This is a genomic window from Streptosporangium sp. NPDC049046, assembly GCF_040649155.1.
Lineage (GTDB): Bacteria > Actinomycetota > Actinomycetes > Streptosporangiales > Streptosporangiaceae > Streptosporangium.
Genome location: NZ_JBEZEZ010000057.1, coordinates 1 through 21,216 on the forward strand (window position 1 = coordinate 1; position 21,216 = coordinate 21,216).

Annotated in this window: 17 protein-coding genes; 6 read left to right on the plus strand and 11 right to left on the minus strand. The window is 70.3% G+C overall.

What is annotated here, in order from left to right; translation table 11 throughout:
- The 5 genes from AB0B96_RS39545 to AB0B96_RS39565 all read right to left on the minus strand — a co-directional run.
- Positions 1-2,462: glycoside hydrolase family 95 protein (locus AB0B96_RS39545; protein ID WP_362907277.1), on the minus strand; the 2,462-nt coding region annotated here is incomplete at its 3' end.
- Positions 2,463-2,616: 154 nt separating this feature from the next.
- Positions 2,617-3,648 (minus strand): ABC transporter permease, encoded by a 1,032-nt coding sequence (locus AB0B96_RS39550; RefSeq protein ID WP_362907279.1) that lies wholly within the window; start codon positions 3,646-3,648, stop codon positions 2,617-2,619.
- The gene (locus tag AB0B96_RS39555) at positions 3,632-5,158 is read right to left on the minus strand and encodes a sugar ABC transporter ATP-binding protein (protein ID WP_362907281.1); all 1,527 of its coding nucleotides are present in this window, start codon (positions 5,156-5,158) and stop codon (positions 3,632-3,634) included. The genes AB0B96_RS39550 and AB0B96_RS39555 overlap by 17 nt, the downstream gene beginning before the upstream one ends.
- Positions 5,148-6,221 carry a sugar ABC transporter substrate-binding protein gene (locus AB0B96_RS39560; protein WP_362907283.1) on the minus strand — a complete coding sequence of 358 codons (1,074 nt, stop codon included), beginning with the start codon at positions 6,219-6,221 and terminating at the stop codon, positions 5,148-5,150. Before AB0B96_RS39560 ends, AB0B96_RS39555 begins: the two co-directional genes overlap by 11 nt.
- Before the next feature lie 106 nt (positions 6,222-6,327).
- The gene (locus AB0B96_RS39565) at positions 6,328-7,641 is read right to left on the minus strand and encodes an enolase C-terminal domain-like protein (protein ID WP_362907285.1); all 1,314 of its coding nucleotides are present in this window, start codon (positions 7,639-7,641) and stop codon (positions 6,328-6,330) included.
- Between the two features lie 308 nt (positions 7,642-7,949).
- On the opposite strand from AB0B96_RS39565, the gene AB0B96_RS39570 reads away from it, so the two are divergent.
- The 5 genes from AB0B96_RS39570 to larE are packed head-to-tail and all read left to right on the plus strand — an operon-like array spanning position 7,950 to position 12,819.
- Positions 7,950-8,750, plus strand: a complete 801-nt coding sequence (locus tag AB0B96_RS39570; RefSeq protein WP_362907287.1) for a FadR/GntR family transcriptional regulator — start codon at positions 7,950-7,952, stop codon at positions 8,748-8,750.
- On the plus strand, positions 8,747-10,027 hold the full coding sequence (gene larA, locus AB0B96_RS39575) for a nickel-dependent lactate racemase (RefSeq protein ID WP_362907289.1): 1,281 nt from the start codon (positions 8,747-8,749) through the stop codon (positions 10,025-10,027). The genes AB0B96_RS39570 and larA overlap by 4 nt, the downstream gene beginning before the upstream one ends.
- On the plus strand, positions 10,024-10,761 hold the full coding sequence (larB, locus tag AB0B96_RS39580; RefSeq protein WP_362907291.1) for a nickel pincer cofactor biosynthesis protein LarB: 738 nt from the start codon (positions 10,024-10,026) through the stop codon (positions 10,759-10,761). Before larA ends, larB begins: the two co-directional genes overlap by 4 nt.
- Positions 10,758-11,927 carry a nickel pincer cofactor biosynthesis protein LarC gene (gene larC / locus AB0B96_RS39585; protein ID WP_362907293.1) on the plus strand — a complete coding sequence of 390 codons (1,170 nt, stop codon included), beginning with the start codon at positions 10,758-10,760 and terminating at the stop codon, positions 11,925-11,927. Before larB ends, larC begins: the two co-directional genes overlap by 4 nt.
- Before the next feature lie 49 nt (positions 11,928-11,976).
- Complete coding sequence (larE, locus tag AB0B96_RS39590; protein WP_362907295.1) at positions 11,977-12,819, plus strand: ATP-dependent sacrificial sulfur transferase LarE; 843 nt, start codon at positions 11,977-11,979, stop codon at positions 12,817-12,819.
- A 162-nt stretch (positions 12,820-12,981) separates the two neighbouring features.
- Here the strand turns inward: larE and AB0B96_RS39595 are convergent, their stop codons facing one another.
- From AB0B96_RS39595 to AB0B96_RS39615, 5 genes are all read right to left on the minus strand, one after another.
- Positions 12,982-15,345 (minus strand): NEW3 domain-containing protein, encoded by a 2,364-nt coding sequence (locus tag AB0B96_RS39595; RefSeq protein WP_362907297.1) that lies wholly within the window; start codon positions 15,343-15,345, stop codon positions 12,982-12,984.
- 80 nt (positions 15,346-15,425) lie between these two features.
- Entirely contained in the window at positions 15,426-16,619 is a 1,194-nt protein-coding gene (locus tag AB0B96_RS39600) for a mandelate racemase/muconate lactonizing enzyme family protein (protein WP_350946307.1), read from the minus strand.
- Positions 16,620-16,644: 25 nt separating this feature from the next.
- Positions 16,645-17,472, minus strand: coding sequence for a carbohydrate ABC transporter permease (locus tag AB0B96_RS39605; protein ID WP_350946306.1), 828 nt, complete (start codon positions 17,470-17,472; stop codon positions 16,645-16,647).
- Positions 17,472-18,299 (minus strand): sugar ABC transporter permease, encoded by an 828-nt coding sequence (locus tag AB0B96_RS39610; protein ID WP_350946305.1) that lies wholly within the window; start codon positions 18,297-18,299, stop codon positions 17,472-17,474. The genes AB0B96_RS39605 and AB0B96_RS39610 overlap by 1 nt, the downstream gene beginning before the upstream one ends.
- Before the next feature lie 184 nt (positions 18,300-18,483).
- Positions 18,484-19,758 carry an extracellular solute-binding protein gene (locus AB0B96_RS39615; protein WP_362907300.1) on the minus strand — a complete coding sequence of 425 codons (1,275 nt, stop codon included), beginning with the start codon at positions 19,756-19,758 and terminating at the stop codon, positions 18,484-18,486.
- Positions 19,759-19,898: 140 nt separating this feature from the next.
- Here AB0B96_RS39615 and AB0B96_RS39620 point away from each other — a divergent pair, with 140 nt between their 5' ends.
- Positions 19,899-20,669, plus strand: a complete 771-nt coding sequence (locus tag AB0B96_RS39620; protein ID WP_362907302.1) for a FadR/GntR family transcriptional regulator — start codon at positions 19,899-19,901, stop codon at positions 20,667-20,669.
- Positions 20,670-20,677: 8 nt separating this feature from the next.
- Here the strand turns inward: AB0B96_RS39620 and AB0B96_RS39625 are convergent, their stop codons facing one another.
- Positions 20,678-21,061, minus strand: coding sequence for a hypothetical protein (locus AB0B96_RS39625; protein WP_350946302.1), 384 nt, complete (start codon positions 21,059-21,061; stop codon positions 20,678-20,680).
- Between the last annotated feature and the right edge of the window lie 155 nt (positions 21,062-21,216).

Genomic DNA, 21,216 nt, shown 5'->3' on the forward strand with positions numbered 1-21,216 from the left:
TTCCACTGCTTGAGGTTCGATCCGGAGGCGACGTTGCCGCCGCTGTCCAGTGCCAGGCCGGTGGTGCCGTTGGTGATCCGCACATAGCCCGTCGGCTGCTGCGGCGTGCCGGACGCCGTCACGCGGTAGGTGCGACCGGCCTGGCCGGTCAGCCTGATGACGCCGGCCTCCGGGCTGGTGACGGTGACGGCGCCATTGGTCGTGGTGTCGACCACCTGGTAGGTCCCGGTGAGCGACTGGCTGCGCACGTTCACCGTGCCGGCGCGGTCGAACTTGACGAGCATCTCGCCGGCCAGGCCGGAGGCCCAGGTGATGTCCACGGTGTAGCCGCCGCGTCCCCGAAGCCCCTGCACCTTCCCGCTCGGCCAGGCCGAGGGCAGTGCCGGCAGCACGTGCAGCTCGCCGTTGTGGCTCTGCAGCAGCATCTCGGCGATGCCGGAGGTGGCGCCGAAGTTGCCGTCGATCTGGAACGGCGGGTGCAGGTCGAACATGTTCGGCGCGAGCCTGGCCGGCGTCACCAGCAGGCGGATCAGGTTCTGCGCCCGGTTGCCCTCCTCCATCCGCGCCCAGTAGTTGATCTTCCAGGCGAGCGACCAGCCGGTCCCGTCGTCACCGCGCAGTTCGAGGGTCCGCCGCGCGGCGGTGTACAGGGAGGGGGTGCCGCGCTTGGTGATCTGGTTGCTGGGGTGCAGGCCGTACAGGTGGGAGACGTGCCGGTGGTTGGGCTCGGTCTCGACCCAGTCGTACAGCCACTCCTGGATGTTGCCGCGCGAGCCGACCTTCATCGGAGGGAGCCGGTCCCTGGTCGCCAGGACCCGCGTACGGAAGTCGGCGTCGACGCCCAGCACCTGGCTCGCCTTGGCACAGCCGTCGAACAGGTCCCGCAGGATCTGGTTGTCCATCGTGGGGCCCGCGCACACGCTGACGCCCGAGTGGTGGGCCAGTTCCGGGGAGTTCGACGGGTTGGTGACCAGATACCTGAGGGCCGGCTCCTCCACGAGGGTGTCGAGGAAGAACTGGGCGGCGCCCTTCATGGCCGGGTAGTACTCCCGCAGGAAGTCGACGTCGCCGGTGAAGTTGTAGTGGTCCCAGATCATGGTGGCCAGCCATGCGCCGCCGGTCTGCCACATGCCCCAGAACGCGCCGTCCACGACCGAGGTGGCCCGCCAGCCGTCGGTGTTGTGGTGGGTGACCCAGCCGCCGGCGTTGTACTGCACCCGGGCCGTGCGGGCGCCGGTGACCGTGAGGTCGTTGATCATCTTGAACACCGGCTCGTAGCACTCCGACAGGTTCGTGCTGTCGGCCGGCCAGTAGTTCATCGGCAGGTTGGCGTTGATGGTGTACTTCGAGTCCCACGACGGGCTCAGCGAGTCGTTCCAGATGCCCTGCAGGTTGGCCGGCTGGGTGCCCGGACGCGAGGATGAGATCAGCAGATATCGGCCGAACTGGAACAGCAGGGCCGACAGCTGCGGGTCGTTGGTGTTCGCGTGCTGCGAGATCCGCACGTCGGTCGGCTGGTCGGCCGCCGATGTGCGGCCGAGGTCGAGCGTCGTGCGCGAGAACAGCCGCTGGTAGTCGGCGACGTGCCGGCTGCGCAGGTCGCTGTAGGACCTGGTGACGGCCGCGTTGAGGTGCCCGCGCGCGATGCCCTGGTAGTCGCCGCCGACGTTCTGGTAGTTGACGTAGCTGGTGCCGATGGAGATCAGCACCGTCACGCTGTTGGCCCCGGTCACCTGCAGCGTGCCGCCGCTGCTGGTGACGGTGCCGCCTTCGGCGACGGCGCGGGCCAGCCCGAGGAACCGGACCGCGCCGGTCTTGCCCTCCATGTTGCCCGAGACGCCGTCGAGCCCCACGGACGTGCCGTCCGGGCTGGTGCGCGTCGTGCGCTGAGGGCTGTCGAACGTCGCGGAGAACGTGATCGAGCCGGGCCTGTCGGCGGTGAGGCGCACGGCGATGACCTGGTCGGGCGCGCTCGCGAACGTCTCGCGTTGGTAGCGGATGCCGTCCTTCAGGTACGACACCATGGTGGTGGCCGTGGTCAGGTCCAGGTAGCGGTTGTACTCGGAGACCCCGCTCGTGTTGCCGAAGGTGAGCCGCAGGTTGCCGGCGAGCTGGTAGGCGAGCTGCCCCGTCGGGCTGCCGAGCATGTTCTGGTCGATCAGGGTCTGCGCCTGGCTCCACTGGTTCTGGAAGACCAGCTGCCTGATCTGCGCCAGCGCCGCCGCGCCTCTGGTGTTGCTCTGGTCGTAGGGGCCACCGGCCCAGATGGTGTCCTCGTTGAGCTGCAGACGCTCGACGTCGACGTTGCCGAACACCATCGCACCCAGGCGGCCGTTGCCGATCGGGAGTGCGCGGAGCCAGTCGGTGCCGGCGCTCTGGTTGTACCAGAGCGCCATGTCGTTCGCGGCGACCACCGCCGGGGGCGGGGCCGAGGCGGCCTGGGCGGCCGCCGTCCACGGCATCGGTAACAGCATGGAGCCTGCTCCGACCGTTCCGATCTGCATCAGTCGTCTGCGTGTCAGGGGGTGCTCGGACATTTCGTTCCAATCGGTCAGGGGGTATGGCGCCCGGAAGGGCGCCATGGCGGAGGAACGGGAAAGAGGTACCTGAGACGAGCTAGTCCTGGACTTTGCCTCCCGTGAGACGGGAGAGGATGAGGGCGATGAGGATGATGGCTCCGTTGAGAGCCTGGATCCACTGGGCGGGCACGCCGGCCAGGGTGAGGACGTTCTGGATCATGTAGAGCAGGAGGATGCCGGTGAAGGCACCGAACATCGTGCCCTTGCCGCCGTTGAGGCTCACGCCGCCGATCACGGCCGCGGCGAACACGGTGAAGATGGCGCCGTCGCCCTGCGCGGCGGCCACCGAGGCGAGGCGCCCCGACAGCAGCAGGCCCCCGAGCGCGGCGAGCAGGCTGGCGCCCACCAGGGCGGTCCACAGCACCCGGTCGGTGCGGATACCGGCCGCCTTGGCCGCGTCCACGTTCCCGCCGAGGGCGTACAGGGCACGGCCGTAACGGGTGAAACCGAGCAGCACGATGCCGATGGCGAACAACAGCAGGCACAGCCAGATCGAGGCGGGCACACCGAACCACAGGGCCGAGCCGAGGTAGAGCATCGACGGCGGCAGATTGAAGAAGGTCTGGCCGCCGGAGATACCGGTGAGCAGGCCGCGCAGCACGATCAGCATGCCAAGGGTGACGATGAAGCCGTTCAGCCCGAACCGCACGATCAACAAAGCGTTGATCACGCCGATCAGCACTCCGACGGCGAGGGTGATCGGGATCGACCAGGCGCCCGACAGCACGCCGAGCCCGGCGCCCGAGCCGACCGCGACGGTCAGCCAGGCGGCCACACCCGGCGCGAGGCCGAACGTCGACTCCAGCGAGAGGTCCATCTTGCCGGCGACCAGGACGAGGGTCTGCGCCATGACCAGCAGCGAGATCTCCGACATGGTCTGCAGGATGTTGATCAGGTTGTCGCCCTGAAGGAAGATCGGGTGGACGATCTGGCCGACAACGGCGATCACGATGATCGCGGGGATCAGCGCGAGGTCACGCAACCTGGCGAGCCGCAGCCGGGGCCGTTCCCGTTCGGGGGCGACGCTCTCCGGCGCGGGCGTACGGGTTTTCTCAGGCGTCGAGGGCATCGAGCCGGACTCCTTCCATGGCCGCCACCACGTCGTGGTCGTGCCATCCGGCGGCCATCTCCGCGACGAGACGGCCTTGGAACATCACCAGTAGCCGGTCGCACAGCCGCAGGTCGTCGAGTTCGTCGGAGGCGATCACCACACCGCTCCCTTTCTCGGCCGTCTCCTCGACCTTGCCGAGCAGGAACTCCTTGGACTTCACGTCCACCCCCGCGGTGGGGGTGATCAGCACGAGCACCCGGGGGTCGGAGGCGAGCGCCCTGGCCATCACGACCTTCTGCTGGTTGCCACCGGACAGGCCCATCACGGGCAGGTCGGGGCCGGGAGTCTTGATCGCCAAGTTGTCGATCAAGACTCTGGCGAGCCGGTCGCGCCGCCTGCCGCTGATCAGACCGGCCTCGCCGAGCTGTTCGGGGACGGTCATGGTGGCGTTGTCTGCGATCGACATCATCGCGACGAACCCTTGGTGATGCCGGTCGCGGGGGACGAAGCCGACGCCCGCGGCGAGCGCGTCGGGCACGCTGCCGGGACGGGGGCGACGTCCGGCGATCTCGATCGTGCCCGAATCGGCCGCGCGCAGCCCGGCGACGGTTTCGGCCAGTTCGGTCCGGCCGCTGCCTGCCGCGCCCGCCAGGCCGACGATCTCGCCGGCCCGGACCTGGAAGTCGATCTCCCGGTAGGTGTCGCCGTAGGACAGGTCGTGCACGTCGAGCGCGACACCGGCGTCGGCGGGCACGGCCGCCCTGGGCGTCGCCGCGGTCAGGCCGGTCGCCTCTCCCGCCATCGCCGCCACCAGGTCGGTGTGCGTCAGGTCGGCCACCGCGGTGGTCAGGATGTGCCGGGCGTCGCGGAAGACCGTGACCGTGTCGCAGATCTCGTAGATCTCCTGCAGGTGGTGGCTGATGAACAGGAAGGTCACCCCCTGTTCCTGCAGGGCGCGGATGCGGGTGAACAACCGGGCGATGGCCGCGGCGTCGAGCTGGGCGGTCGGTTCGTCGAGGATGATGAAGCGGGCGCCGAAGGAGAGCGCGCGGGCGATCTCCACGAACTGCCGCTGCTCGACGTCCAGCTCGCCGGCCGGCAGGCGCACGTCGACGTCCACCGACCAGGTGGCGAGCAGCGTGGCCGCCTTGCGCCGCAGCGCGTCCCAGCGGACCAGTCCGAACCTGTTCAGGTCGTGACGGTTCAGGTAGAGGTTCTCCGCCACGGTCAGCTCGGGGATGATCGTGGACTTCTGGTAGACGCAGGCCACCCGCTGCCGCCAGGCGTCACGGTCGGTGAGGCGCGGGGCGGGTTCGCCGCCGAACCGTACCTCGCCCTCGTCGGGGGGCGCCAGGCCGGTGAGGATCGAGACCAGGGTCGACTTCCCGGCCCCGTTGCGACCGACCAGGGCGTGGGTCCGGCCGGGCATGATCCGGATTCCGGCACGGTCGAGTGCGACGGTCTCGCCGTACCTCTTACTGACGCCCACCGCCTCGACGAGGGGTGTGGTCGTCTGGTCAGCCGCCAAGGTTGTTGCCCCATAGCGAGGCGTCGTCCGACTTGACGCTCGGGACGTCTCCGTAGGTGCCGCCGTCGGCGGTGACCAGGGGTGCCGACAGCTGGTCCTCCAGCAGGCCGGGTCGCACCTGGATGATGTTGCTGTCGTGGTCGGTCGGGCCGGGCTGGAACGTCTTGCCCTCGATCGCGGCCTTGGTGTACTCCAGCGCGTACTTGGCGTACTGGTCGGCCGGCTGTGAGACGGTCGCGTCGATGTTGCCGGCGGCGATCTCCTTCAGCTCCTGGGGGATGCCGTCGTTGGAGACGACGAAGACGTGCTTGGGGTCGCTCGGGGGGACGAGCAGGTTGCGCTGCTTGAGCAGCTGGAGGGTGCCCGCCAGGGCGAAGCTCGACTGCATGTAGACGCCCTTGATGTCGGGGTTGGCGGTGAGCTGCGTCTGGAGCTTCTGTGAGGCGATGGCGCCGTCCCAGTTGGTGGCCTCGCCGAACACCGTGATGTCGGGGTAGTTGGCCTTCATGCAGTCGTTGAACGCCTCGGTGCGGTCACGGCCGTTGATGGAGGCGAGGTCGCCCTGGAGCATCACCACCTTGCCCTTGCCCGACAGCTTCTCGCCGAGGAACTTGCACGCCTTCTCCCCGTACGCCCGGTTGTCGGCACGCACCACCATGTAGGCGTCACCCTGCTCGGGGCGGGTGTCGACCATGACGACGGGAATCTTCTTGGCGGTGAGTTGCTGGAGGGTGGGGGCCACGGCCGCGGTGTCCTGCGGCGCCAGCACGAGGCCCTTGACGCCCTGGCTGACGAGGCTCTGCACGTTGGAGGTGAGCTTGGCGATGTCGTTCTGCGAGTTGGAGGTCTTCAGGTCGAGGCCGTTCTCGGCGCCGAACTGGGGGACGTACTTGATGAATGAGTTCCAGAAGTCGGTGTCGGATCGGGGGTAGTCCACCCCGACGACCGGCTTGCTATCTCCCGGGGCGGCGGCTGTCGTGCCGGAGTCCGCGTCGCCCCCGCACGCGCCGGTCAGGCCGACCGCGAGGGCGATGGCCGTTCCCAGAGCGAATCCTCGTCTCATGGTTGTTCCTTTCATGTGCTGGGTCGCGGACGGAGTTCGTCCATGTCGTCGTCCGCGGCCAGGTTGGTGCCGGTGGCCGAAGCCGTGAAATCGTCGAAGGCACCCATCACGCCACCCCCGTGGCGTCGGCTGCCCACTGGGGGCCGTGCGGGTAGGCGTACTCGGCGCGGGACGCCGGATGCATCTCGGCGCCCCCACCCGGCTTGACGGGGACGACGTATCGGCCGTCCTCGATCACCACCGGGTCGGTGAAGTGCTCGTGAAGGTGGTCGATGTACTCGATGACGCGGTTCTCGGTGGTGCCGGTGACGGCCACGTAGTCGAACATCGACAGGTGCTGGACCATCTCGCACAGTCCGACGCCGCCCGCGTGCGGGCACACCGGCACACCGAACTTGGCGGCGAGCAGCAGGATGGCGATGTTCTCGTTGACCCCGGCGACCCTGGCCGCGTCGAGCTGCAGGATGTCGATCGCGCCCGCCTGCAGGAACTGCTTGAACATCACCCGGTTGTGACCGTGCTCGCCGGTGGCGACCTTGATGGGCGCGACCCGCTCACGGATGGCGGCGTGGCCGAGCACGTCGTCGGGGGAGGTGGGCTCCTCGATCCAGTACACGTCGAACTCGGCGAGCGCGGCCAGGCGCTCGATCGCCTGGCCGACGTTCCACGCCTGGTTGGCGTCCACAGCGATGCGCACGTCGGGACCGACCGCCTCGCGGGCCAGCCGTACACGCCGGACGTCCTCGGCGGGGTCGGCGCCGACCTTCAGCTTGATCAGGCCGAATCCGTCGGCGACCGCCTCCTTGGACAGCCGGACCAGCTTGTCGTCGGTGTAGCCGAGCCAGCCGGGGGTGGTGGTGTAGGCGGGGTAGCCCTCGGCGATGAGGCGCGCCTGGCGCTCGGCGCGGCCGGGCTCGGCGGCGCGCAGGATGGCGAGCGCCTCCTCGCGGGTGAGCGCGTCCTCCAGGTAGCGGAAGTCGACGACGTCGACGATCTCCTCAGGGGACAGTTCCGCCAGCAGCCGCCACAGCGGCTTACCCGCTCTGCGCGCACGAAGGTCCCACAGAGCGTTGAGCACGGCCCCGGCCGCCATGTGGATGACGCCCTTCTCCGGGCCGAGCCAGCGCAGCTGGCTGTCGCCGGTGAGCCGGCGCGACACCCCGCCGAGATCGCCGAGCACCTCGGAGACCGGCCGTCCGGTGACCAGCGGCGCCAGCGACTCCACGGCGGCGACGGCGATCTCGTTGCCGCGCCCGACGGTGAAGGCGAGCGAGTGCCCCTCCTGCCCGCCGTCGGTCCGCACGATCACGTAGGCGGCGGAGTAGTCGGGCTCGGGGTTCATGGCGTCGGAACCGTCGAGGTGCCGAGAGGTGGGAAAGCGGATGTCGTGGGCCTCGACCGCGGTGATCAGCTCCGTCACGGGGTCCCGCTCCGGTGATGCGTGCGCACGAAGGTCTACCTCCAGTGGATGTTTCCGGAAGATGAAGAGAGCTTCACCACATGGACATGGGATGTCTTTGTAATCCTCCTGACGTGATGTGTCTAGACCTTCCGGCGAAATACCGTGAACGTTGCACAAAAGTCGGATATTTAGTGCCTTTATCGCGCCCCGTGCGGCCCACGCTCGCTCCCGGACGATCGAACCCTCGCGTGAACATGGGATGTCTGTTATGTTCCGGCCGTGACCTGCGTATCGATCGAGCGACTCCACGACCGGAGGTCGAGCCCATGTCCCTGACCGACGAAGCGATCTCCCGCATCCGGGCGCTCGTCCAGTCGGGGGAACTGCCCCCGGGGTCGCGGCTCCCCCCCGAACACCAGCTCGCCGCCCACCTCGGCGTCTCCCGCAACCCGTTGCGCGAGGCGGTCAAGGCACTCGTCGTGGCCAGGGTGCTCGACGTGCGGCGCGGCGACGGCACCTACGTCACCAGCCTGGAGCCGAGGCTGCTGCTGGAAGGGCTGGGACTCGCCGTCGAGCTGCTGCGCGACGACACCCTGCTGGAGATCGTCCAGGTGCGGCGGATGCTGGAGCCCGCGGCGACCGCCCTGGCCGCGTCGAGGATCTCCGCCGCCCAGCTCGCCGAGATCGGCGGGCACCTGGACGCGATGCGCGAGGCGAGCGACGACGTGGAGAAGCTGATCCACCACGACGCCGCCTTCCACCGCGCCGTAGTGCGGGCGACCGGCAACGAGACGCTCTCCACCCTGCTCGACGGGATCTCCGGCCACACCCTGCGGATGCGGGTGTGGCGCGGCACGGTCGAGGCCGGCAGCTCGCACAAGACCGTCGCCGAGCACGAGGCGATCTACAACGCCCTGGCCGCAGGCGACGCGACGCTCGCCCAGGCGGCGGCGCTGATGCACATCGGCACGACCGAGACGTGGATCCGTTCGGTGCTCGAAGACGTCGAGAACTCCCCCGGCGAGGCCGACGGTGATCAGGCACCGCCCGGCACCGGCGTCGCCGACGGACTCTGGCAGGATCTCGGGGGAGACACGGGGGAGAGGGAGACGAGGGAGACACGGTGAAGATACGCCTGGCTTACGGGGAGACCGGCCTCACGGTCGAGCTGCCGGACACGGCCACCACGGTGGTCACCCCCGTACACCACGAGGCCGCGCCCGACCAGATGGGCGTGCTACGGGCGGCCCTGCGCGATCCGGTGGCCGGGCCACCGCTGCGCGAGAGGGTACGGCCGGGACAGACCGTCGCCATCTCGGCCTGCGACGGCACCCGTCCCCAGCCGCGGCACCTGATGATCCCGGCGATCCTCGACGAACTCGACGGCGTCGTCGACCTCGACGACGTGACCATCCTGGTGGCGACCGGCACCCATCGCGGCAACACCGAGGCCGAACTGCGCGCGATGTTCGGCGACGCGGTCGTGGACTCCGTGCGGATCGTCAACCACGACGCCCGCGACCCCGGCTCGCTCACCTACCTCGGCCGCTTCGGCAAGGACGTACCGGTGTGGCTGAACACCGCCTGGGTCGAGGCCGACGTGCGGATCACCACCGGTTTCGTGGAGCCACACTTCTTCGCGGGCTTCTCCGGCGGCCCCAAACTCGTCGCCCCCGGCCTGGCCGCGCTGGAGACCGTCCTCACCCTGCACGACGCCGCGCGTATCGGCGACCCCCGGGCAACCTGGGGGGTGATCGAGGGCAACCCCGTGCACGACGACGTGCGGGCGATCGCCGAGGCCACCGGGGTGACCTTCGCCCTCGACGTGATCCTCAACCGGGACAAGGACATCGCGGCGGCGTTCGGCGGCGACATCCTGCCCATGCACGCCGCCGCCACCGCCGCCGCCCGCCGGGTCGCGATGCGGGAGGTCGAGGCACCCTTCGACGTGGTGGTCACCACCAACTCCGGCTACCCCCTCGACCAGAACCTCTACCAGGCGGTCAAGGGCATGTCGGCGGCGTTCCAGGTGGTCAGGCCGGGCGGTGTGATCGTCTGCGCGGCCGAGTGCCGCGACGGCTTCCCCGACCACGGCTCCTACCGCGAGGTGCTCGCCTCCGAGCCCTCCCCGCAGGCGCTGCTCGACGCGATCGCCGCCAGGCCGGTGACCGTCCCCGACCAGTGGCAGGTGCAGATCCAGGCACGCATCCAGGCCGGCGCCCGGGTGGTGATGCACACCTCCTACCTCGGCGACGCCGACCTGGCGACCGCCCACCTGGAACAGACCGACGACATCGAGGCCACGGTGAACGAGGCGCTGGCCGCCGCCGGCCCCGGCGCCCGGGTGTGCGTGCTCCCCGAGGGGCCGCAGACCATCCCGTACCTGGCCGGCGGCCGGGCATGAGCGAGCGCGTGGTGGACCTGGGGTTCGCCCGGGTCGACGTGGACCGGGAGGCCCGCCAGGGGACGCCGGAGGTGGTCTACGGGCCCGGCAAGACCGCCGGGGAGATCGCCGCGATCGCGTCCGCCCTGCTCGCCCGCAACACCGGCCCGGTGCTGGCCACCCGGGTCGAGGAGGCCGACGCCCCGGCCGTCCTCGCGGCCGTGCCCGGCGGGTCCCACGACCCGGCGGCGCGGCTGCTGGCATGGCGGCCGGCCGCACCCGGAACCTTCGCGGTCGCGGTCGTCACGGCGGGCACCTCCGACGGGCCGGTGGCGGCCGAGGCCGCGGCCGTGGCCCGGGCGCTCGGCCTCGCCGTCACCGTGATCCGCGACGTGGGCGTCGCGGGCATCCACCGGCTGCTCGCCGAGACCGAGCGGCTCCGCGCGGCCGACGCGGTGATCGTCGTGGCGGGCATGGAAGGCGCGCTCGCCAGCGCCGTCGGAGGTCTCGTGGCGGCGCCGGTGATCGCCGTGCCCACCTCCGTCGGGTACGGCGCGGCCCTGGAGGGCGTCACCGCCCTGCTGGCGATGCTGTCCTCGTGCGCCGCAGGCCTCACCGTCGTCAACATCGACTCCGGCTTCGGCGCCGCCATGGCGGCCCACCGCCTCGCCCACACAGCCACCCGCCGCACCCTCTCACCACCCCCGCCCACCCCGGCCGGCGCGGAGGCGGCGCGGCCCGGGGGACGGCCGTGATCTGCTGGGTCAACCCGTTCACAGGGCTCGCCGGCGACATGCTGCTGGCGGCGCTCATCGACGCCGGGGCGCCGCTGGAGGGCATCCGCGCGGCGGTGGGATCGACCGGCCTCACCGGCTGGGAGCTGACCGCCGAGCGGGCCCTCAGCCACGGCCTGGCGGCGACCCGGGTACGGGTCGCGGTCACCGACACGGCGACCGAGCGACGGGCCGCCGAACTGATCGCGATGGCCGGGGCCGCCCGGCCCGAACCGGTCGCCGCCCTCGCCGGCGACGCGCTGAGGGCGATCGCGGAGGCGGAGGGCCGTATCCACGGCACCGACCCCGGCCGGGTGCACCTGCACGAGCTGGGCGGCCACGACGCGCTCGTGGACATCGTCGGCGTGGCCGCCGCGCTGCACCTGCTCGGCGTCGACACCGTGCACTGCGCCCCGATCCCGCTGGGCACCGGCACGGTGACCACCCGCCACGGCGTACTGCCCGTACCGGCTCCCGCGACCGCCGCCCTGCTGCGAGGGGCGCTGGTGACCGGCAGCGACCTGCCGGGCGAGACCGTGACCCCCACGGGGGCGGCGCTGCTGCGCGCCATGCGAGCGCGATACACCCCGCCGCCGGCGATGACCCCGGTGGCGACCGGCTACGGCGCGGGCACCAGGAAACTCCCCGACCGCCCCAACATCGTCGCCGTCACCGTCGCCGAGCCCGCCCGAGACAGCGGCACCGAACCCCTCGTCGTCCTGGAGACCAACCTGGACGACGTCACCGGCGAGGTGCTCGGGCACACGATCGCGCGAGCCCTCGACGCCGGCGCCCTGGACGCCTGGGCCACCCCGGCCACCATGAAGAAGGGACGGCCGGCGCACGTACTGCACCTGCTGTGCCGCCGTCCCGCCCTCCCCGCCCTGCGCGAACTGATCCTCGCCGAGACCGGCGCGCTCGGCGTGCGCGAGGTCGCGGTCGAGCGCACGGCCCTGCCCCGGCACATCACCGAGGTCGACCTGGAGGGCCATCGCGTACGGGTCAAGCACGGACCCCACTCGGCCAAACCCGAACACGACGACGTGGCCGCGGCCTCGGCCGCCCTCGGCCTGTCCCTGCGCGAGACGGCCGCCAGGGCGCTGCGACTGGCCCACGAGCGGCCCCCCACGCACGAGAGCCCCGGTTGACCTCCTCACCGCACCTCAAGGCGGAGGTCACCACGCGGAAAGGAACACGATGACGGCCCTCGACGCCAAGATCGCCACGCTGCTCGACCGGCTGGCGGCCCTGCCCTCGCTCGCCGTCGCCTTCTCCGGCGGGGTCGACTCCGCGCTGGTGCTGGCGGCGGCGGCCCGCTCGGCCGGGACCGGCAGAGTCGCCGACAGAGTCCTGGCGGTGACGGCGGTCTCCGACAGCCTGGCGGCCGAGGAACTCGACGCGGCACGGCGGTTCGCGCTCTCGCTCGGCGTACGGCACCTGTTGCCCGGCACCGCCGAGACGGCGAACCCCGGCTACCGGGCGAACGGCCGCGACCGCTGCTACTTCTGCAAGTCGGAGGTGCTCGACGTGATCGGCCGGGTGGCGGCCGACCACGGCTTCGCGCACGTCGCCACCGGCACCAACGCCGACGACGCCGCCGACCCGTTCCGGCCGGGGATCAGGGCCGCCGACGAGCGCGGGGTGCTCGCCCCGCTGCGGGACGCCGGTCTGACCAAGGCCGAGGTACGGCGGGCCTGCAAGGCATGGGACCTGACCGTCTGGGACAAGCCGGCCGCGCCCTGCCTGGCCAGCCGGGTGGCCTACGGCGTGGAGGTGACACCGGCCAGGCTGCACCGCGTCGAGACGGCCGAGCGGGCGGTGCGCCGCCTGCTGGCCGGAGCCGGCCTGACGGTCACCGACCTGCGGGTACGCGACCTCGGCGACCGGGCGCGGGTGGAACTGGACGCCGACCTGCTGCCCCGGGCCTCAGGCCTGCCGGGCCTGGTCCCCGCCGTACGCGAGGCGGGCTTCCACGGCGCCCAGGTCGACGTGGCGGTCTTCCGCTCCGGAGTGCTGAACATCGAGCCGCTTCGCCCCTGAGTGGTCGCGCGGACCCCCGCGCGCGAGGTCGCTCGCGTGGCCTCGACAGGAAAAGCACCACGGCGGTCCCGGGTTCACCGGACCCGGGCCTGCCGATGGTGAGCCGTCGATCCTTGGATCGGCCTGATGTCCCAGAGGCTTGGCGCGTCGGCCTCCGGGACGTCAGGCCGGCGTTCCGTCTCCTCGTGACGGGACGGGCGCGGTCAGCGTGAGCGATCTGTTCAGGACGTACTCGGTCTCACCCGCTCGGAACATCACCGACGCCTTGATCTGCGCGCGATCGGCCGGGGACGCGAACGACTCGGGTGCCGTGACCTTCCAGGTCTCGGTGGCCGAGTCGCCGGGGGCGAGCACGTCTCTCACCGGTTCGCCGGCGCGTTCGGCCCGCCAGCCCCGCAAGGCGGCGATCGAGACGGCCAGGCCGGTGGCCGGACGCTCGCCCAGGTTCTCCACCGTGACGGTGACGATGGTCGAACCACCGGCCCCCACGGTGACCGGATCGGCGGACAGGAAGGCGCCGGCCGGGGGGCGCCGCGGGTCGGGGGCGCCGCGGTACGGCCCGGCGGGACCCGCCTCGTAGATCACCCGGCTGGCCTCGATCGGGAGGTTGCCGTCGGTGACGACGACGTTGCCGCGGACGACGTTGCCGCGGTCGCCGTCGGCGATGCCGGTGACGGCGGGGTTGGTGGTGTAGTTCCCGACCAGGGTGAGATCACCGGTGTGGTTGGCGACGCCGTTGTTGGCGTGCGCCCACTGCTCCGCGGTGTCGGCGAACACGTTGCGGCGCACGCTCAGGTACCGGGCACCCTCGTCGAAGTACAGGCCGTACTGGCCGCTGTTCTCGCAGAAGTTCTCCTCGACGCGGCTGCGGGGTATCGCCGAGAGCGCGTAGATGCAGCCGGCGGCGTACATCGTCCGCACGACGTCGCGCACGTGGTTGCCCACGATGTGGACGTCACTCAGAGTCGTGGGCGTGTCGTGGACCGGCTGGAAGCGGTAAAGCCCGCGATCGACGTAGTCGGGGCTGCCTCCCGCGTCGTTGGCGCCCCAGCCGTAACCGACGCCGATGCCGATGTAGGGCATCTCGGAGACGTGGTTGTGCTCGATGGTCAGCCGCGTGACGTAGGTGGCGAGAATCGCGGCCTGGTCCAGGTATTCGAGCGCGGTCGCGTGGACGCGGTTGTCGCTGAGCACGATGTCGCTGTTGACCATACGGGGGTCGGACGGATGGTGCGCGTCGGGGCGCACGCCGCCGACCACGATCCCGCCGCCGGCACTCGCGGTGAACGTGCTCCCCACCACCGAGACCCGGTGCGCGCCCAGCCCCACGCCGGTGGCATGGGCGCCCGCGTCGTTGCCGATGCCGAGCCCGACGGAACCGAGGTTGACGAAGGTGCTGTCGAGGAACCCGATGTCGTCGGCCGCCGACACCTGCACCGCCGCGGGCGCCTGTGCCCAGTCGTTACGAGACGCCTCAAGCCCCGTGCAGCCGACGGAGCACGAGGTGAACGCGTCGGCTGGTCGGCGGGGCTGGACGCCGCTGATGAACACGCCGGTCTGCTGGTTGGCGTACCCGTCGGACGAACCGGGACGCAGCCACGTGGTGCCGGTGAAGGTGAGGCCCTCGAATCGCAGGTTGCGGGCGGGCTCGTCGTAGGTGCCGCCGACCTGGAGCAGCGATTCCAGCCGCGGCAGCTCCACCCGCGCGCGTGAGATGTCCTGCCCCGGGAGCGGTTTGTAGTAGAGCGTCCCCGTCGCCGGGTCCAGATACCACTCGCCGGGCTCGGTCAGGAAACTCCTGGAGTTGAGCAGGAAGAACGTCGGGGTGCGGAACGGAGCCTGGACAGTGTCGTAGCCGTAGGTGTTGTTGTCCCAGGCCGGCTGTTGCATGACGACCGTCGATCCGGAGACGCTCCGCAGCGGCGCGAACCGGTTGGTGAACGTCAGCATCGCCTGCAGTTCGATGCGCCCCTGGTCGGGCAGGGTGGCCAGGTAGGCGAGGTCGGGGTTGTCGACGGTGAAACCGGTCGCGGTCGGCGTGATGTCGCCGGGTGCCAGCCTGATCCGCGCGCGTCGCGCGAGGACCCCGTCGACGTAGAGCTGCCGGGTGTCGAATCCGGTGCCGACCCGGGCCCGGTAGACGCCCGTGGCCTCGTCGTCGGGGTCGTCGGGTTCCCAGCCGGTGACGGGCCGGGCGCCGCTCAGTACGGGCCTGGCCCCGCGCGCCGCCCTCCAGGTCACGGTGTGCCCGCCGCGCCCGGAGTCGGCGGCGTCCAGGCGCAGCGGCGAGAGCAGTCGGTGGATCCCGTCCAGGAGCAGGACGACGACGTCGCGGTCGCCCTCGGCCGCCGCCTCGCGCGCCCGCCGCCGTGCCTCCCACAGGGTCGCCAGTGGCCGACTCGTGGTGCCGGGGCCGCCGTCGTCGGCGTTCTCGGCCCCGGTGGGCGCGACCACGATCGTGTGGCCGGCCCGTGAGGTCTCCGCCGGGGCCGAGGCGCGTCTGTGTGGCACGAACGACGAACGCACGCGCGTTCCTTTCTTCCGGCCCGGGACGCTCATCCGGCCCGGGGACACGGCGTGGGCCGTCGGTGTCGAACGCTGAAGGGCTACCTCGGCGTTCGGTCGCGCAGGTCCACGGCCAGGGGGGCGAGCAGGCGCTGCTGCGCGACCTGATCGTGATCGGTCACCGAGAGCAGCCGGCGTCCGGCCTGCTCGGGGCGGACGCCGGGGCCGTCGGCCGTCAGGGTGCCCGGCCGGTGGGTGAACCCCCTGATGACGTCCTCGTCGACCGTGACGCCCAGGCCGGGCGAGTCCCCGAGGTGGAACGCGCCGTCCTCGACGTGCAGGTCGACGGACACCCCCAGTGGCGGACGCAGGTCCTGCAACTCGCTGGCGATGTGGTTCGGCACCGAGGTCGCGGCGTGCAGCAGGCCGATCGGGATGTTGCCGATCGGGCTGACCGGCAGATCGTGGGCGTGAGCCAGGGCCGACACCCGCAGGAAATGGGAGACACCCCAGACCGCGGCCGTCTGGACGATGTCGACGGCTCCCGCGGCCAGCAGCGGGCGATACTGCTCAAGTCCGGTGAGGTTCTCCCCGGTGGCGACCGACGCGCGGATCCCCCTGCCGACGGTGGCATGGCCCTCGGCGTCCCACCGCCGGACGGGCTCCTCGATCCAGGTGAGATCCAGGGTGCGCTCCAGCTCGCAGACGTGCCGGATCGCCTGTTTGCGCGACCACGACTCGTTCACGTCGAGCATCAGGCCCGGCCGCCTTCCGTGCCCGGCCTCGGTCAGGACCTCCTGCACCAGCGTCAGACGGTGCCTGTCCCGCTCGATGTCGAGGCCGCCTTTGATCTTGGCGGCCCGCAGGCCGTACCGGGCGTAGACCTCGTAGGCCGAGACGAGCTCGTCGTCGGTCAGGCCGATGTCCAGACCGGAGGCGTAGGCGGGGACCCGCCTGTCGCGCCCGCCCAGCAGACGCCAGAGCGGTTCGCCGGCGATCTTCGCCTTGATGTCCCACAGGGCGGTGTCCATGGCGCCGATGGTCCCGAACACCGCGCCCGCGTGGCCCGCCTTGAAGGTCTGCCGCAGCATGCGGTCGTACAGCGCCGCCACGCCGCGCGGGTCCTCACCCTCGATGGCGGCGAAGACGCCGTCGATCTCCACGTGAGGTCCGATGCCGACACCGGTGATCCCCTCGTCGGTGTCCACCATGACGATGGACACCGGAACGACGCCGTCGGCGTACAGGCCGTTGGAATCACCGACAGGACGGTCCCATTCCTGGACCGTCGTCAAAGTGCGATACCCCGAAATACGCATGTCAGCCCTTCGTGGAACCGGCGGTGACCCCGTCGGCGATCTGGCGCTGGAGAAAGAGATAGATCATCAACATGGGTACGGCGGCGATCAGCACCCCGGAGGCGAAGGTGGGGATGTTGTCGGAGTACTGTCCACGCAGCGAGGTGACCCCGACCATGAGGGTGCGGTGGTCGGCCGACGGCATCATCAGCAGGGCGATGAGCACGTCGTTCCAGCAGAACAGCGTGTTGAGAATGCCGACCGACAGCAGCGCCGGAGTGCCCATGGGCAGCATGATCCGCCGGTAGACGCCGTACGTGGTGTTCCCGTCGATCCTCGCCGCGTCGACGATCTCCGCCGGGATGGTCTTGTAGTAACTCGTCATCAGGAAGATGGTGAACGGCAGGAACTGCGCGACGTAGGCGAGGATCAACCCCGGGTAGGTGTCGATGAGGCCGCTGTCGGCCATGACCCGCGCGAGCGGCACCATGATCACCTGAAACGGGATGAGCAGCGCCGCGAGACAGCCGAGGAAAAGCACCTTGGAACCGCGAAACCGCAGCTGGCTCAGCGCGAAGCCCGCCATCGACCCGAAGAGGAGCAGCAGGACCACCGAGATCGTCACCACGATGAGCGAGTTGGCGAAGTATCGTGCCATGCCGACACTGGTCCACGCCGTGACGATGTTCTCCCACTGCAGGGAGGTCGTCAGGGCGAAGCGGTCGAGGACGTACTCACGCCGGGTCTTCAGGGCGACGTTGACGGTGAACACGAGGGGGTAGATCGTCGCCAGCGCGAGGAGCGCCATCGGAACGGCGAGCACCCACCTGATCAGTCTCTTGCCGAGCATCAGTCCTGCCTCCCCGCGCGGCGGAGCACGCTGATCTGCAGGAGCCCCACCACGAGCATGATGAGGAAGAGGACCGTCGACGCGGCCGAGGCGAGCGCCGGGCGGTTCATCTGTCCCTGCTGGATCCAGACGTAGTACTCCGGCAGGTAGGTGGACCCCTCCGGGCCGCCGCTGGTCATGACGTACAGCAGGCCGAACATGGATGTCAGCATCCCGATCATCGTGGTCACGAAGACGAACTGAATGGTGCGGGTCAGGCCCGGGATGATCACGTGCCAGATGGTCTGCGGGAGCGACGCGCCGTCCATCCTGGCCGCGTCCAGGAGCGCGGAGTCCAGGGTGGCGAATCCGGCGAGGAACACCACCAGGGCCATCCCGAACGTCGCCCAGATCTGCACGCCGACCACCGCGAACATGGCGACATCCGGATCGCCGAGCCAGTCGACCGGGCCGAGGCCGATCGTCGCGAGGATGGAGTTCAGCGGGCCGTCGAAGGCGAGCATCAGGTTGAAGATCGCACCGACGATCACCGGGGAGAGCACGGCCGGGAAGAAGTAGACGCTACGGAAGACCCGATGCCCGGGAACGCGCAGGTAGATGAACGTCGCGAGCAGCCCGGGGATGGCCACCGCGACGGGAAGCAGCAGCACCAGCAGCAGCACGTTGCGCAGCGCGCTCTGGAACGTCGCGTCCTGGAACATCTCCAGGTAGTTGTCGAAGCCGACCATCGCCCCGTTGCGCTCACCGTCGCCGGTGAAGGAGAAGTTGACGCCCAGCAGCAGCGGCCACAGCCGCAGGGCCACGATGATCAGTAGGGCCGGAGCCACCAGAACGTAAGGCGCGAGGCGCTCGGAGCGCAACGAGCGGGAGGACGGCCGGGAAACGTTCCCGGCGTCGGCGCGGCGTGCCCGCGGCCCTGTTTTCTTTGCTTCCCCCGCACCGCCCGCACCGTCTGCCCGCCCGGAACCGACCGGGCGGGCAGACGGTGAAGAATCTCTGACCGGCACGAGATCAGCTCGCCCGATCCGAGGCGGCCAGCTGCTCCACTACCTCGTCGACGGTCGCCGAGCCGCTCAGGAGCTGCTGGGAAAGCCTTCCCATCAGGTCCAGGGTCTTGGAGGACAGCGCGACATGCAGCGCGGGCTTGCCTTCCTTGAGCTGGGAGACGAGCGTGCCGACGGCCGCGGGGGCCTGCGAGACGTCGATCGTGGTGTCGGACGCGATCGCGCCGGCGTCGGAGTAGAAGGAGGTGAGAGCGTCGGTGGTGGTCAGCGACCGCACCAGGTCGGCGGCGAGCTTGGGGTCCTTCGCCCACTTCGCGACGCCGTAGCCGATGCCGCCGTCGTAGGCGAGGCTCGGGGTCACCCCGTCGGTGACGACCGGAGCGGGCATGACGCCGAGCTTGTCGGCCCCCAGGAACTCGCTGAAGTCCTTCCAGTGCCCGATGTCGGACATCAGGCCGATGATGTGGGCGGCCTTACCGGAGTTGAAGATCGTGAAGGCGTCGTTGAACATCGCGGTCGAGTTGGCCCCGTCGTTGTTCAGCTTCGCGTCGCCGGTGTCCTTCCACAGCTTGAAGATCTTCTTCACGTTGGGGGAGTCCCAGACGCGCTTCCCGGCGATCCAGTCGTCGTACTCCTGTGCTGTCAGGATGCCCGAGCCGAGGCCCGACATGAAGAACTGGATGCCGGCGCCCTCCTTGTTGCCGAGCGCGAAGCACTTGGCCCCGGTCGCCTTCTTGATGGTGGCGCAGTCGTCGAGGAACTTGTCCCAGGTGGTGGCGGGGTTCGCCGGGTCGAGTCCCGCCTTCTCGTACAGCGTCTTGTTGTAGTAGATCGGGTGGCCCTGCAACGTCAACGGCGCGGCGTAGATCTTGCCTGCCTCGCTGAACGCGTCCCAGCCCGCCAGGCGCTGCTTGTCCTCGGCCACGTACTGGTCGAGCGGAAGGAGCGCGTCCACGCGGTCGCGGATCTGGCCGCCTCCGTTGAAGAGCATGACGTCAGGCCCCGCGCTGGACTGGATCGCCGAGCCCAGCAGGGTGTAGTACTGGTCGAAGGGCTGGGCCACGAACTCGACCGTGACGTCCGGATGCTTCTTGGCGAAGTCGTCCTTCGCCTTCTGGATGTAGTTGGCGGCGGACGCCTCACCCGATTTCCAGTCCCAGACCACGAGTTTCGTGACCTTGCCGGACTCGCTCGGCGACGACGTGGGTCGCGTGGCGCTTCCGCAGCCGGTCAAGACCAGCCCCGCGGCCAGGACGGCCGACCAGAGTGCTCGCTGCTTCATTGCTGTTCACTCTCCAGAGGGTGGCCGGGCTCACCCGGCCTTCGTTTGAGGCGAAACGTAATTCGTATGACGTCTGACGTCAATATGCGTGACATATACTGATGTTGAAATGTGGCGCCGCCCGCGGCACCGGAGGAGATATGACGGCATCACAGGAGTCGCCCCTGAGCTTGGCGTCCCCTCCGGCGTGGGTGCGACGGCCGGCGAACCTCGCCAGGGCGGTCACGGCGGAGCTGGTGGAGCGCATCGTTCGCGGAGCGCACCCGCCCGGCACACCGCTGCCCGCCGAGCCGGTCCTCTGCGAGACCTTCTCGGTGAGCCGGACCGTCATCCGCGAGGCGGTGAAGATCCTTCAGGAGAAGGGGCTGGTGCAGGTCCGCCAGGGCAGCGGCACCATAGTCACCTCGCCGACGATGTGGGACATGCTCGACGAACTCGTCCTCGCGGCGACCATCGCCGAGGACGAGAGCCTGGCGATCCTCGACGACCTCGTCGTCACGCGGCGCGTGCTGGAGTCCGACATGGCGAATCTCGCCGCTCGCCTCGCGGACCAGGACACCATCGATCGGCTGCGTGCGCTGGTGGACCGGATGGACGAGCTCGTGGACGATCATGTCACCTACGCCGACCACGACCGCGCCTTCCACGACACGATCATGCAGGCGTCCGGAAACCGCATCGCCCGCGGCGTGGTGCGGGCACTGGAGAGCCAGGTCATCAACACCGCCCGCTACATGGGCCAGCCCCAGCGGGCACTGTGCGTGGCGTCCAACCTCGGTCATCGCCGTATTTACGAGCACATCGCCGCCCACGACCCCGGCGGCGCCGCCGGGGCGATGTTCACGCACATCACCGAAGCCTGGCTCGTTCGTCGCGGCGGGCCGGGCGATCCCGTACGCCTGGAGCGCTGAGGGCCGGCCTATGGACACGCGTTCCCTCGCGCGGGGTCGCCGGGGAGGTCCGAGGACTCGGTGGAAGGAGCCGGCCCGGTCAGGCCCAGGGCGGTGACGCGCCGTACCAGGGACTCGCGCCGCACCCGGATCTGCCGGCCGTTGTCGTGGCCGGCGAGGGTCGCGGCGCGCACCTCGGCGATGACGTGGGAGTGCGGGACGTTGAGCACCGCGGCGGCCGTGGCGACGCTCACCAGGGGCTCGTCGGGCAGCATCGCGAGCCGTTCGGCGATCATGCGCTCGCGGAACTCGGCGGCGAACCACACGGTGGCGTCACCGATGCCGAGATGAAGGACGAGACCTTCGCGTTCCAGATGCCGCAGGAGGTCGTCGATGTCGCCCGGCGTGCTCATGTGGTGCTTTCCCTCGTGTTCGGTGGTGTGGGCGGGATGGGGACCCGCGTTCCGGCGGCAGTGCCCTCGACTGCCCCCGGAGCGTCCCGGACGGGTGGGGCCCGTCCGCCCCCGCCCCCGGCCGGGGGCGGGTGACGGCTTTCGCCGGGGCGGTG

Coding starts and splice junctions, on each gene's coding strand:
- AB0B96_RS39605 (WP_350946306.1), bottom strand. CDS start 17,472: ATGCTCGGCAAGAGACTGATCAGGTGGGTGCTCGCCGTTCCGATGGCG.
- AB0B96_RS39570 (WP_362907287.1), top strand. CDS start 7,950: ATGTCCCTGACCGACGAAGCGATCTCCCGCATCCGGGCGCTCGTCCAG.
- AB0B96_RS39625 (WP_350946302.1), bottom strand. CDS start 21,061: ATGAGCACGCCGGGCGACATCGACGACCTCCTGCGGCATCTGGAACGC.
- AB0B96_RS39560 (WP_362907283.1), bottom strand. CDS start 6,221: ATGAGACGAGGATTCGCTCTGGGAACGGCCATCGCCCTCGCGGTCGGC.
- larB (WP_362907291.1), top strand. CDS start 10,024: ATGAGCGAGCGCGTGGTGGACCTGGGGTTCGCCCGGGTCGACGTGGAC.
- AB0B96_RS39620 (WP_362907302.1), top strand. CDS start 19,899: ATGACGGCATCACAGGAGTCGCCCCTGAGCTTGGCGTCCCCTCCGGCG.
- AB0B96_RS39615 (WP_362907300.1), bottom strand. CDS start 19,758: ATGAAGCAGCGAGCACTCTGGTCGGCCGTCCTGGCCGCGGGGCTGGTC.
- AB0B96_RS39550 (WP_362907279.1), bottom strand. CDS start 3,648: ATGCCCTCGACGCCTGAGAAAACCCGTACGCCCGCGCCGGAGAGCGTC.
- larE (WP_362907295.1), top strand. CDS start 11,977: ATGACGGCCCTCGACGCCAAGATCGCCACGCTGCTCGACCGGCTGGCG.